13 protein-coding genes are annotated in these 12,523 nt (G+C 38.4%); 11 read left to right on the forward strand and 2 right to left on the reverse strand.

The genetic code is table 11. From position 1 onward, the window contains the following. The first annotated feature begins 7 nt into the window (after positions 1–7). The 6 genes from sufB to yunB all read left to right on the forward strand — a co-directional run bounded on the left by sufB (position 8) and on the right by yunB (position 6,293). Complete coding sequence (gene sufB, locus CEQ21_RS16720; RefSeq protein ID WP_185765505.1) at positions 8–1,405, forward strand: Fe-S cluster assembly protein SufB; 1,398 nt, start codon at positions 8–10, stop codon at positions 1,403–1,405. 189 nt (positions 1,406–1,594) lie between these two features. Continuing rightward, positions 1,595–2,440, forward strand: coding sequence for a DUF72 domain-containing protein (locus tag CEQ21_RS16725; protein ID WP_185767309.1), 846 nt, complete (start codon positions 1,595–1,597; stop codon positions 2,438–2,440). Positions 2,441–2,485: 45 nt separating this feature from the next. Further along, on the forward strand, positions 2,486–3,844 hold the full coding sequence (locus CEQ21_RS16730) for a bifunctional metallophosphatase/5'-nucleotidase (RefSeq protein ID WP_185765506.1): 1,359 nt from the start codon (positions 2,486–2,488) through the stop codon (positions 3,842–3,844). 68 nt (positions 3,845–3,912) lie between these two features. Beyond that, on the forward strand, positions 3,913–4,215 hold the full coding sequence (locus CEQ21_RS16735; RefSeq protein WP_185765507.1) for a YunC family protein: 303 nt from the start codon (positions 3,913–3,915) through the stop codon (positions 4,213–4,215). A gap of 144 nt (positions 4,216–4,359) precedes the next feature. Beyond that, positions 4,360–5,445: an HD-GYP domain-containing protein gene (locus tag CEQ21_RS16740; protein WP_185765508.1), complete on the forward strand. Its 1,086-nt coding sequence runs from the start codon at positions 4,360–4,362 to the stop codon at positions 5,443–5,445. 98 nt (positions 5,446–5,543) lie between these two features. Then, complete coding sequence (gene yunB / locus CEQ21_RS16745) at positions 5,544–6,293, forward strand: sporulation protein YunB (protein ID WP_185765509.1); 750 nt, start codon at positions 5,544–5,546, stop codon at positions 6,291–6,293. 36 nt (positions 6,294–6,329) lie between these two features. Here yunB and CEQ21_RS16750 read toward each other — a convergent pair whose 3' ends face one another. After that, the gene (locus tag CEQ21_RS16750; protein ID WP_185765510.1) at positions 6,330–7,325 is read right to left on the reverse strand and encodes a M23 family metallopeptidase; all 996 of its coding nucleotides are present in this window, start codon (positions 7,323–7,325) and stop codon (positions 6,330–6,332) included. Positions 7,326–7,682: 357 nt separating this feature from the next. Between CEQ21_RS16750 and lipA the strand changes: the two genes are divergently transcribed. The 5 genes from lipA to CEQ21_RS16775 all read left to right on the forward strand — a co-directional run bounded on the left by lipA (position 7,683) and on the right by CEQ21_RS16775 (position 11,925). Continuing rightward, entirely contained in the window at positions 7,683–8,597 is a 915-nt protein-coding gene (lipA, locus tag CEQ21_RS16755; RefSeq protein ID WP_185765511.1) for a lipoyl synthase, read from the forward strand. Between the two features lie 306 nt (positions 8,598–8,903). Further along, positions 8,904–9,182 carry a YutD family protein gene (locus tag CEQ21_RS16760; protein ID WP_185765512.1) on the forward strand — a complete coding sequence of 93 codons (279 nt, stop codon included), beginning with the start codon at positions 8,904–8,906 and terminating at the stop codon, positions 9,180–9,182. A gap of 133 nt (positions 9,183–9,315) precedes the next feature. Next, the gene (locus tag CEQ21_RS16765; RefSeq protein ID WP_235907277.1) at positions 9,316–10,641 is read left to right on the forward strand and encodes an EAL domain-containing protein; all 1,326 of its coding nucleotides are present in this window, start codon (positions 9,316–9,318) and stop codon (positions 10,639–10,641) included. A gap of 48 nt (positions 10,642–10,689) precedes the next feature. After that, positions 10,690–11,127 (forward strand): DUF86 domain-containing protein, encoded by a 438-nt coding sequence (locus CEQ21_RS16770; protein ID WP_185765513.1) that lies wholly within the window; start codon positions 10,690–10,692, stop codon positions 11,125–11,127. 30 nt (positions 11,128–11,157) lie between these two features. Then, a complete protein-coding gene (locus CEQ21_RS16775; protein WP_185765514.1) occupies positions 11,158–11,925 on the forward strand; it encodes a TIGR01457 family HAD-type hydrolase in 768 nt (255 codons plus the stop codon). A gap of 53 nt (positions 11,926–11,978) precedes the next feature. Here the strand turns inward: CEQ21_RS16775 and CEQ21_RS16780 are convergent, their stop codons facing one another. Beyond that, a complete protein-coding gene (locus CEQ21_RS16780) occupies positions 11,979–12,464 on the reverse strand; it encodes a phosphatidylglycerophosphatase A family protein (RefSeq protein WP_185765515.1) in 486 nt (161 codons plus the stop codon). Positions 12,465–12,523 lie beyond the last annotated feature (59 nt).

The raw sequence follows: 12,523 nt of genomic DNA on the forward strand, positions 1-12,523 counted from the left end.
AAACGAAATGGCAAAAAAAGCACCCGATATTGGGGATTATAAATATGGATTCTCAGACAAAGACGTTTCTATCTTTCGTTCTAAACGTGGTTTAACGAAAGAAATCGTCGAAGAAATTTCAAAAATGAAGGAAGAGCCGCAGTGGATGCTTGACTTCCGCTTAAAGTCTCTTGAGCATTTTTACAAAATGCCAATGCCACAATGGGGCGGAGATATGGCTTCATTGAACTTTGATGAAATCACTTACTATGTTAAACCATCTGAGAAAACAGAGCGTTCTTGGGATGAAGTACCAGAAGAAATCAAGCAAACTTTCGACAAGCTTGGTATTCCAGAAGCGGAACAAAAGTATCTTGCAGGTGTTTCTGCTCAGTACGAATCTGAGGTTGTTTATCACAATATGCAAGAGGACTTGGAGAATATGGGGATTGTCTTCAAGGATACAGACTCAGCATTGAAAGAAAACGAAGATGTTTTCCGTGAACACTGGGCGACTGTTATCCCGCCAACTGACAACAAGTTTGCTGCATTGAATTCAGCAGTTTGGTCTGGTGGTTCCTTCATCTATGTACCAAAAGGAATCAAAGTGGATACACCGCTGCAAGCGTACTTCCGAATTAACTCAGAAAACATGGGGCAGTTCGAAAGAACATTGATCATCGTTGATGAAGGCGCACATGTTCATTATGTTGAGGGCTGTACAGCTCCTGTTTATACAACAAACTCCCTTCATAGTGCAGTAGTTGAAATTATCATCAAAAAAGATGCTTATTGCCGTTATACTACAATCCAAAACTGGGCTAACAACGTATACAACCTTGTTACAAAAAGAGCTGTATGTGATGCCAATGCAACAATGGAATGGATTGACGGTAATATCGGAAGTAAATTAACGATGAAATATCCTGCTGTTATCTTAAAAGGTGAAGGCGCACGAGGAATGACATTGTCTATCGCTCTTGCAGGTAAAGGTCAGCACCAAGATGCTGGTGCGAAAATGATTCACTTAGCACCAAATACTTCTTCAACAATTGTTTCGAAATCAATTTCGAAGCAAGGCGGAAAAGTAACGTACCGCGGTATTGTTCACTTTGGCCGTAAAGCAGACGGTGCTCGCTCTAATATTGAGTGTGACACTTTAATAATGGATAATAAATCTACATCAGATACTATCCCTTACAATGAAATATTAAATGATAATATTTCACTTGAGCATGAAGCGAAGGTTTCTAAAGTTTCAGAAGAGCAATTATTCTACTTGATGAGCAGAGGTATTTCCGAAGAGGAAGCTACTGAAATGATCGTAATGGGCTTCATCGAGCCATTTACGAAAGAGCTGCCAATGGAATATGCTGTTGAGATGAACCGCTTGATCAAGTTCGAAATGGAAGGCTCCATCGGTTAATGCCAAAAAAATTCGTATCTAATTTAGATACGAATTTTTTTTATAAAAGATTAAGTTCCTCCTGACGGTTATGTTAAGATATTTATATTGACTATATTAAAAAGGTAAAATCCAAAAAAATGGCCAATAGGTCATTAGGTCTAGGAAGTGTGGCGGTTTTCGTCCATAATGTTAGATAGAGGTGGTCATTTGATTCATATTGGCTTAACTGGATGGGGCGACCATGATACTTTATATGGTTCCCATGTTTCTTCGCGAAATAAGCTGCAGGAATATGCAAGCTACTTCCCAGCGGTCGAAGTAGACTCCTCTTTTTATGCAATACAACCAGTAAAGAATGCGGAAAGATGGACAGGAACTACGCCAGACCGTTTTCAATTTGTCGTTAAGGCATTTCAGGGAATGACAGGCCATCAAAGGGGAGAGCTTCCATTCGCAACACAGGAAGAAATGTTTGATGCGTTTCTTGAATCTATCTCACCATATGAAGCAGCAAATAAGTTAAGTATGGTGCTTTTTCAGTTTCCTCCATGGTTTGATTGTACGAGAGCACATGTGGATTATCTAAGGGAATGTAAGGCTAAGATGAAGGATATTCCTTGTGCATTGGAATTCCGCCATCAATCATGGTTTAACAATCAATTTAAGGAAAAAACACTTTTATTTATGAAAGAAGAAAACTGGATACACAGTATTTGTGATGAGCCCCAGGCAATGCCTGGTTCAATTCCAGCGATTTTAGAGCCTGTTCAAAAGGATAAGGTTCTTATCCGGTTTCATGGCAGAAATTATTATGGATGGACACAAAAAAACAATCCAAACTGGAGAGAGGTTCGTTATCTTTACAGATATAATCAGAAGGAATTGGAAGATTGGGCAGAGAATATTAAACGGTTGCACGAACAGTGCAAAAATGTCTATGTCTTGTTCAACAATAATTCTGGTGGAGACGCTGCAGATAATGCACTGCAGTTAATGAAGATTTTAGGCATAGTATATGAAAATCTTGCTCCAAGACAGTTGGATTTGTTTTAGCAATTTTGTGATCAAGAATCAATATACGACAGGCAGGCGAAATAAATGGAAAACATCCATATATATCATACTAATGATTTGCACAGTCATTTTGAAAACTGGCCTAGAATCATAGAACTTTTCAGAAAAAGAAAACAATGGCATACAGAGGCCGGAGATGCGGTCTTCTTGTTTGATATCGGTGACCATTTGGATTTATCACATCCATATACGGAGGCTACACAAGGAAGAGGCAATGCATCTTTATTAGAGTCAGAGCAGTTTGATGCAGTCACAATCGGTAATAATGAGGGTATAACGCTTCCCTTTGCTGCGCTGGATCATTTATATGATGATGCAACCTATGATGTCATTGTTGCAAATCTTTTTTATGCGAATGGTATAAGGCCAGATTGGTGCATTCCACATAAAATTTATGTTACTGATCAAGGTACACGGATTGGTGTTATCGGTTTAACTGCCTATTTCCATACATTATATGAACTGCTTGGCTGGAAGCTGTCTGTTCCTTTTCAAGCATTAAGAGAACAGCTCGCACTGCTGCAAGGTAAAACAGACATCATTGTTGTATTGTCTCATTTAGGGATCAATGACGACGAGCAGATGGCTGAAATCTTTCCGGAAGTTGATATTATTTTGGGAGCACACACCCACCATATTCTGCATCAGGGCAAGCTAATAAAAAACAGCCTACTAGCTGCTGCGGGGAAATACGGCCAATACGCTGGTCATATTGAAATAAAATACGACCCAGCGACAAAAAAGGTGTTGGATAAAAGGGCCGAAGTGTATGATACAAATAAACTTCCTTTAGCAAATAAGGAAGAGGAATACATTGAAAATCTCTATTTAGAAGGAAAAAAAGCACTTTCCGAGGAAGTACTCTCTCTAAATAAGTCACTACCTAAACAAGAAATTGCAGGACTTTTATGTGATGCGGTCCTTAAATGGTGCAATGCAGACGTATCTATTCTTAATGAGGGCTTAATCCTTGATGATTTGAGCAAAGGATGTGTAAGCTTTTACGACTTATTAAGTATTTGCCCACATCCGATTAACCCTTGCACTGTTATCTTGACAGGAGCAGAGCTAAAGGAAGTCCTAACAGATATGAAGCGGGATTCTTGGGAGACCCTTCCGGTGAAAGGTCTTGGATTCCGAGGTACATTAATGGGTAAAATGATTTCTAAAGGAGTTAAGTCTGAAGTGGAAGGCCAGATTACATCCTATTGGATAAATGGCCAACAACTTAATCCTAAAACAAACTATACAGTGGCTATCCCTGACATGTTCACATTTGGTGATTTTTTTCCTTCCATATACCGTGCAACAGAAAAGCAGTATTTCCTGCCAGAATTTATGAGGAATATATTGGCAGAAGCCTTAAAGAGGTCTCAAAAATAATCTGTCTGTCAATACACGCCTTTTTCCTTACTGAATAGTATATAAGGAAAAAGAGAGGGGTGATTGTCATGGTAGAATTATATCCTATTGTGATTGAGGAGCAGACATTTATTGCCGTTAGCGTTCAGTTGCCCAAAACAAATCTGCTTGTTGTTAAGAATGATAAAGGATATATAATGTGTGGAGCGTTGGATGTAGGATTATTAAATGAAAAGTTGAAAGATCGAAAAGTGATTGCTGGGCGAGCGGTCGGGGTTAAGACAATCGAACAGCTGCTTGAAGCCCCGCTAGAATCAGTAACTTATGAAGCTGAAAATCTCGGCATTCATAAAGGGATGATCGGTAAAGACGCTTTAGTAAAGATGGTGTAACGTTTCTGCAGCAATTTAAGGCCAAGTGTGAGGCTGAAAAAGGATGGGAATAGCCTTTCCCTCCTTTTTATGTATTTTAAGAACGCACATATTAAAATATTTTGTCATTTTTTTAAATCATGTTAAATTAGGAGCTAGTATGGAATGAAATTAGTTGGAACAAAATACCTTGCAGAAGGAGCAATATTAGCGAAACCGATACATAATGAGCGAGGCAATATTCTCGTTAACAGTGGCGTAAAGCTCGATAAGCAATTAATACAGCGTTTGCTGCAACTTGGTATTGCCTATTTATACATAGAAGATAAATTGACAGACGACATCTTCCCTGTTTCCGTTATCTCTGATAAGTTGAAGAGAGAAGCAATGAAAACAATTGAAGCAAGCTTCCAGGAGATTAAGAATTCTAAAAGTACAGACAGATCCTTTATTATGGAAAAATCAGCACCTGCTTTTAAAGCGTTGATTGAAAAAGTTCTCGAGGAGCTTAAAAAGCATCAGGAGCTATTTTCCATTATGAGTGATGTATTTCTTTATGATAATTATATTTTCTCACATAGTTTAAATGTTACCCTTTATTCCTTAGCATTAGGTTTAGAATTGAAGCTGTCCAGAAAACAGCTGGAGGACCTGGGACTTGGAGCAATTCTGCATGATGTTGGCAAGATGGATATTCCCTTGGAGATTCTGTTAAAACCGGGGAAGTTAACCTTTGAAGAATTTACTGAAATAAAAAAGCATGCAAATGCAGGCTTTGATATACTGCGTAAGGTCCATAATATGCCTTTAATTGTGGCACATTGTGCTTATCAGCATCATGAAAGAATAAACGGATCTGGTTACCCAAGAGGAATTACCGGGGAAGAGATTCATCTTTTCGGCAGGATAATCGCCGTTGCAGATGTTTTTGATGCCATTACCTCTAATCGTGTATATAGGCAGGCCATGCTCCCGCATGAGGCCCTTGAGATTCTCTATACAGGGATAGATACACTTTTTGATGCGAAAATTGTCGAAGCATTTCGTAATGCAATCATTCTTTATCCTAACGGTGTGAGTGTGGTATTAAGCAGTGGTGAAAAGGGCATTGTTTCAAAACAAAATAAAGGCTTCAATGAACGTCCAGTTGTTCGTATTATGGAAAGGGACGGAGAAAAAATTGATCCTTATGACCTTGACCTTAAGGAAAACCTTGCCATTATGATTATTGAATGTGAAGCAATCGGCTAGTTAAATAGTAAGTCAAATCATACACATAACAAATAGGATTAGCCTTCTACATGTCCCTCTTTCAGCATATACATTAGCTTGGAAGGAGGGATGTTTTTTTGCGGAAATTTTATTTTCGACAAAGGATGCCAAAGAAAAAACCGTTGACTTTTCAGCAGGTTCTTTTGATTACAGCTGTGTTTTTTATCTTTTCCACCATATTGAGTTTTTGGATCATTAATAATGGCTTAAAGCCGACACTTTCTTATTATGCACAATCACAAACGAAGAAGCTGGCAACATTAGTTATTAACGATGCACTTAAGGATGAGGCGGAAGAGGAAGATAATAATCTAATGATAGATGGCAATAATTTTGTGTTTAATACAGCACAAATTGTAAAAAAACAGCAGGAAATTACCAGCTTAGTCCAGGAAAACATAACTAGAATGGAAAAAGGAGTCATACCCGCTGGAGCACAATTGTCAGATATTGAATTAGATAAGAGCTTGACGGCACAGGGGAAAGGAATTGTGTATAATGTTCCAATTGGCCAAGCAACAAACAATGCTTTGCTTGGAAATCTAGGTCCAGATGTTCCAATAAAATTTAATGTAGTAGGCAGTGTGAAATCAGATTTAAAGACAGAGATGGAAAATGTGGGCATCAACTATGTCGTGGTAAAAGCATTTGTGGAAATAAAAGTAGACATACAAATTATTATTCCTTTTGCTACAAAGCTGACAACTGTCAAACAGGATATACTTATAGCAATGGCAGGGTTTGAGGGAGATGTACCTGAGTTTTATAACGGGAGTGGCAGCAGCAGTATTCCTGCGCTACAATTGCCGGCAGATAATAAAAAATGATATTGCTCACCCCAAAAGCTGGGATGAGCAGTGTCATTATTTTTTTGATTTTAATCTGATTCTTTCTTGTCTTTCCCACAACTTCAAATGAGAGTATGGATCATATGACCATTCTGTAAAGCCATTATCTTTATACATTCCATAATGTAGGTGCGGCGGGAATTTCCCAGAAGTTCCTGGAGGTCCATAGCCTGAGGAGCCGACTCCACCAATTAGCATTCCAGGCTCAACAATCATCCCATTATGCACATCCTTTGCAAAACCACTTAAATGAGCAAAATAATGATAGTTATTATTTATGTCCCGAATACCAATCCGCCATCCGCCATATCTATTCCAGCCTTTCATTTCGATAATTCCATAGGAGGTGGCTCTTACTGGAACGCTGTAATCGGCAAAGATGTCAGTACCTTCATGGATTCGTTTGCCTCCCCAGCCTCTGGCATCTCCCCATGTGCTTCGATAGCTGTGATTGCTCCGCAGCGGCACAGGAAATGCATGCTCATCAAGATTAAGTCGCCCAAAATGCCTGTATATGGCAGCTTTACCCATAATGATACTAACTGTTTTATCTCGTTTGTAGTAATCCCAAAGCCCAATCCGGAAATTATCTTCATCCACACCATACCGCAAGATATAGTTGGCAAAGGTAAAAAGCACATCCTCATCGTTTAAAGAGTCGGCTTTACCATCACCATTACCATCGACCCCGAACCCTCCAAAAAAGGCGATGCTTTTTGGATCCGTATCATCTTTGTCTGGATTTATGATGCCAGCCCATTTTTCTTTAGGGAAGTAAATTCCTGTTAAGCCAGCCGCTTTAGGAAGGTCCTTTCGTGAAGACCGTATATTCCGTTCATATTGGTCAACTGCAGCAATATAGTACCATGGAAGTTGTGTTACCGCCTCGATCTTTTCATATAATTCCATCCTTTTGTAATATGTATCATCTGCAGAGGATTTTTCTGCAGCATGAGATACAATATTAGGTGCCAGGAATGCAAACAGGACGGCTAATAATATTTTTCGCATCAATATCCCTCCTTCCTAAAAGCTAATCGTTATATTTTGTGTGAATTAACAAAATAAATGAATATCAATAAATGGTAATAACAAAACTACAGCTTGTAGCAGTGTTTTGGTTATGTTAAAGTGACATTGGAACAATTACTAGGCTATATTTTGTGTTATAAGATACATCTAAACCATTGAGGCAGGTGTTGTAGTATAGCCCTTTTTTTTAGTTCTAAGCGGTGTTATAAATTTCACATATGAAGAGCATCCTGCCCTACATACAGTTTTCTTTTCACATGGCAATAAGCAATTGTAAATGGCAAAAGAAGGCTTTAGGAAATGAGTTTCATTATGAATCCAGGAGATGAATTGTAAATGGCTGAAAGAAAAGACGAATACCAACGCAAACCTGAATGGCTGAAAATCAAACTTAACACGAACGAAAACTACACTGGCCTTAAAAAAATGATGAGGGAAAAAAAGCTGCATACAGTGTGTGAGGAAGCAAGATGTCCAAATATTCATGAATGCTGGGCTGTCAGAAGAACAGCTACCTTCATGATATTAGGTGATACTTGTACAAGAGCTTGCCGCTTTTGTGCAGTTAAGACAGGCCTGCCGACAGAACTAGATTGGCAAGAGCCGGAAAGAGTCGCAGATTCAGTTGTTACAATGAACTTAAAGCATGTGGTTATCACAGCTGTTGCCAGAGATGATTTAAAGGATGGCGGTGCAGCTGTATTTGCTGAAACAGTTAGAGCAATCCGCAGAAAAAACCCATTCACTAGCATTGAGGTTCTTCCATCTGACATGGGGGGAGTAGAAGAAAACCTGCGCGAATTAATGGATGCAAAGCCTGATATTTTAAACCACAATATTGAAACAGTAGAACGTTTGACGCCAAGAGTGCGTGCACGCGCTAAATATGACAGATCACTGGAGTTTTTAAGAAGAGCAAAAGAAATGTATCCAGAGATTCCGACTAAATCAAGCTTGATGATTGGTTTAGGGGAAACAAAAGAAGAAATTATTCAAACGATGGATGACTTAAGAGCTAACAATGTTGACATTATGACTATAGGACAATATTTGCAGCCAACTGCTAAGCATCTTAAAGTGCAAAAGTATTATCATCCAGATGAATTTAAAGAATTTAAGAAAATAGCGTTAAGCAAAGGCTTCAGTCATTGTGAAGCTGGTCCGCTTGTACGCTCATCCTACCATGCCGACGAACAGGTAAGTGAAGCGAAGAAGAACCAAATGCTCGGAGCCCAGAAAAAAGAAGCGTGAAAATTTTAGAGAGTAATCAAGGCAACTAATTACAGCCATGGTTATTCTCTTTTTTATTTGCTCCATAAACAAGTTGAATCTTGTGCAGCAGAAACACATCACCCGTTGTATTGTAAATAATTATTTCAGTTTTTGCTTTTCAGCACTATGTAAATTATCTGTTATCAGGTTATAATGAAGTGGTGAGAGATAGTACCTATTGGGTAAGATGGACGCTAGTCTAAATAGGACTTATTTAGGAGTACATATAATAATTATACAAGTATACATATGATCAAGAATGTTTCAAAAAGTGAGGTGAAGGTTTTGGTTTGCATAAATAATCACTGTTATGAACTCATAGAAGAACGCAAGGAAGGCTTTAATGAGGAGGCATTTAAAGGCAGATACAGCGATATTCTAACAAAGTACGATTATATTGTCGGAGATTGGGGATACGGACAGCTCAGACTTAGAGGGTTTTTCGATGACCAAAATCAAAAATCCAGCTTTGATACGAAAATTAGTACATTGACAGAATATTTATATGAATACTGCAATTTTGGTTGCCCGTATTTTGTCGTTAAGAAAATAAAAAAACATTGATACGAGAAGAGTGCTGATGGACTTAGCACCGCTTCTTAATACAGATGGGAAACGCTTTCCAGTTGACAGGCAAGTTTAGTCTTTAGAAAGCAGTTTTTCCTTTGTCTTTTTGCTATTACTTACAGGTTGCTGTATGAGAGGAAATGAAGCGATGGTCCATGTTGATGTTAAAAAAATAAAAAGCTTGAAGAACTGGGGGAAAATCATCTTTCCTGCCAGTAAATTAAAATATTATCCTCCGCAATTCATATTGCGGGATCCTGTGCAGCAAAACGTGAAGGCTTCCTTTCAGAAAGGTAATGAAGTCGCAGTAATTGTCTTTTCCATTAAAAACATGGCCATTATGAAAAGAGGAATGGAAACGGCAGTATTGAAAAATGTTTGGCAGGAAATGAAAAAGTCATTTCAAACTGTTGTCACAAAAGAGCTGCCTACTGAACAGATTGTTGCAGTTCGAGATTACCATCAAGGTGGGATTGCCCTGTTTTTGAGCATAGATCACAAGATGGATTATATCCCGAATATGGACGCAACCATCCAGTTGATATTGGAAAAGCTGAAGGAAGAAGAAAAAAGTAACCAGCTATTAGTAAGGCCGATATTAAGTACAGGCTATATGTTTATTGACAAACAGGTTGATGTATTACAGGATGCTATTTATCTGGCCTATCAACAGGCGTTAGCTATGGCCCAAAAAGGGTTTAAATCTGAATTCAATGAAATGACAATTGCCTTAGGAAAAATCGTGGCAAATAAGGATATTCGTTTATTGGCACAGCCGATAATGGATGTGGAGACAAATGTAGTTAAAGCATGTGAAATGCTGACACGAGGTCCACACGGCACTTCGCTGGAAAATCCGCTGCAGTTATTTTCTGTTGCCCGGCAAACAAATCATCTTTATGAGTTAGAAATGATTGTACTCGAAAAGACGCTGGAACAAATTAAATTGACAACATGGAAGTATGATATTTTTATTAACTTTACACCGTTGACAATAGGCAACCAGCATTTTGTTAAAGACTTAAAGAAGTTAATGAACAAATATAAAGGTATTGCTCCAAGCAAAATCACAATTGAAGTGACAGAACGGGACTCAATTGAAGGGCTCGAATATTTTATTTCTAACTTAAAGCTTTTACGTCAAATAGGCTTTCGAGTCGCAGTAGATGATACAGGTTCAGGTTATGCAAGCTTAAATTCGATTAGTGAAATTATGCCTGATATTATAAAAATAGACCGTTCTGTTATCCAAAATATTGATAAGAACTCTGTAAAGGAGTCCATGCTTAAAGGCTTGCTACTTATTGCAAAAGAGGTCGGCTCTGTAGTTGTGGCAGAGGGAATTGAAAGTGCTGAAGAGGCACTTGTCTTATCAAGAAACAAAGTGGACTTAGCACAAGGTTATTTTTATGCACGGCCGACAAGCTTAAGTAATAACCTGCAAACACTTGCTTAAAGTTAAATTTACATACCTATATAAAGGAACTAATGAGGAGGCATTCAAATGTATTTTGTGGATCGTAATAAGATCGGACAGCAATTGGAATATCTGCAGCAATTAGTTCAGCTTTTTAAAGAGAGAGAAGCTTTTGACAGCCCATTGGAAAAACTGGGACTGGAAAGACTAGCCCATATGATGATTGAGGCAATGCTTGATGTTGGTAACAGTATGATCGATGGATTTATTATGAGAGATCCGGGGAGCTATGACGATATTATGGACATACTTACAGATGAACGAGTGCTCACTCCAGCAGATGCAAGTGCGATAAAAGGGCTGCTTGCTTTAAGAAAAACACTGGTGCATGATTACACGAGTATTAACCATGATCAGGTTAAAAAAGCTGTAGCAAAAGAGCTTCCTGCTGTCACAGCATTTTCTGAGTCAGTTAAAAAATACTTAATTGATGAGCTTGGTCCTGTCACTGCCTTCAAAAATTAAAGCCGCATATGCTAGAAAGGACTTTATTTGATGAAAAACTATAAAGGTTACTTAATTGATCTTGATGGAACGATGTATAAAGGGACAGAGGTCATTGAAGAGGCTGCTGCTTTTGTCAAACGCTTGATAAAGCTTGAAATCCCTTATTTATATGTAACGAATAATTCAACCAAAACACCAGAGCAGGTTGCTCAAAAGCTGCGAGATTTTGATATCCCTGCAAAAAAAGAAGAAGTATTCACCTCTGCAATGGCTGCAGCTGGATATATATATGAACAAAACAATGAAGCAAGTGTTTATATGATTGGCGAAGAGGGCTTAAGATATGCTCTTCATGAAAAAGGTATAAAGATAATGGCTGACAGTGAGGGTGCTGATTTTGTAGTAGCAGGCATGGACCAACAAATCACTTATGAGAAGCTCTCGCAGGCATGTCTTGCCGTTCGGTCAGGAGCAAAATACATTATAACAAATGGCGATACTGCATTGCCGACCGAAAGAGGTCTCCTGCCAGGGAATGGGGCACTGACCTCCGTTATTACTGTATCTACTCAGACTACGCCTGTTAACATGGGGAAACCGGAAGCAATCATAGTGGAACAGGCGTTGAAGCTGCTTGGAATAGGAAAAGAAGATGCCATTATGGTTGGCGATAATTATCATACAGATATAATGGCTGGGTTAAATGCTGGTATTGATACTTTGCTCGTTCACTCTGGTGTAACAACTTTAGAGCATTTAGCAACATACGAGAAAAAACCAACGTATTCTGTTAATAGTCTGTCAGAGTGGGAATAGAAATAAAAAAAGGAAGAGCTGCAACCTTTGCATCTCTTCCTTTTTTATTTCGTTTATTTTTCACCTCTGACACTATGTGCCAGCCTGCTTGATGCTGCAGCGGCAATAGCACCAACAATATCATCTAAAAATGTATGGCAGCTGCCTGATGATTTATCATTAAGCTTTTTTAGTATACCTGGTTTTAATTTGTCTACATAACCATAATTAGTAAAGCCGATGGAGCCATAAACATTCACAATGGAAAAGCTAAGAACTTCATCAACACCATACAAACTTTCATCACTTTCAATAATGCCTTGAAGTGGTGCTTCGAGCATTTTCTTTTCTGCAAGCACATCTAGCTGAATCCCTGTCAGCAGAGCATTTTGAACCTCTCTTTTTGACAATACTCGCTCAACATTATGAATACACTCTGACATTTCTAAATCATCATGGTACTTTTCCTGTAATAAGTAGACCAGTTCTGCAATATCTTCTATTGTCACTCCACGTTCATGTAGCCATTTTCTAGCTGTTTTTTCTGTAATATCTGACATATTATCACCTTTTCTTTCTCGGATTCACTATGTATACACAGTGTGGTTTTTATCATGCC

The organism is Niallia circulans, assembly GCF_007273535.1.
Classification (GTDB): domain Bacteria; phylum Bacillota; class Bacilli; order Bacillales; family Cytobacillaceae; genus Niallia; species Niallia circulans_B.

What these genes read in the sequence shown, in the direction of transcription:
- sufB (WP_185765505.1), top strand. Translation starts at nt 8, where the DNA reads ATGGCAAAAAAAGCACCCGATATTGGGGATTATAAATATGGATTCTCA.
- CEQ21_RS16730 (WP_185765506.1), top strand. Translation starts at nt 2,486, where the DNA reads ATGGAAAACATCCATATATATCATACTAATGATTTGCACAGTCATTTT.
- CEQ21_RS16735 (WP_185765507.1), top strand. Translation starts at nt 3,913, where the DNA reads ATGGTAGAATTATATCCTATTGTGATTGAGGAGCAGACATTTATTGCC.
- CEQ21_RS16740 (WP_185765508.1), top strand. Translation starts at nt 4,360, where the DNA reads ATGAAATTAGTTGGAACAAAATACCTTGCAGAAGGAGCAATATTAGCG.
- CEQ21_RS16750 (WP_185765510.1), bottom strand. Translation starts at nt 7,325, where the DNA reads ATGCGAAAAATATTATTAGCCGTCCTGTTTGCATTCCTGGCACCTAAT.
- lipA (WP_185765511.1), top strand. Translation starts at nt 7,683, where the DNA reads ATGGCTGAAAGAAAAGACGAATACCAACGCAAACCTGAATGGCTGAAA.
- CEQ21_RS16765 (WP_235907277.1), top strand. Translation starts at nt 9,316, where the DNA reads ATGAGAGGAAATGAAGCGATGGTCCATGTTGATGTTAAAAAAATAAAA.
- CEQ21_RS16770 (WP_185765513.1), top strand. Translation starts at nt 10,690, where the DNA reads ATGTATTTTGTGGATCGTAATAAGATCGGACAGCAATTGGAATATCTG.
- CEQ21_RS16775 (WP_185765514.1), top strand. Translation starts at nt 11,158, where the DNA reads ATGAAAAACTATAAAGGTTACTTAATTGATCTTGATGGAACGATGTAT.
- CEQ21_RS16780 (WP_185765515.1), bottom strand. Translation starts at nt 12,464, where the DNA reads ATGTCAGATATTACAGAAAAAACAGCTAGAAAATGGCTACATGAACGT.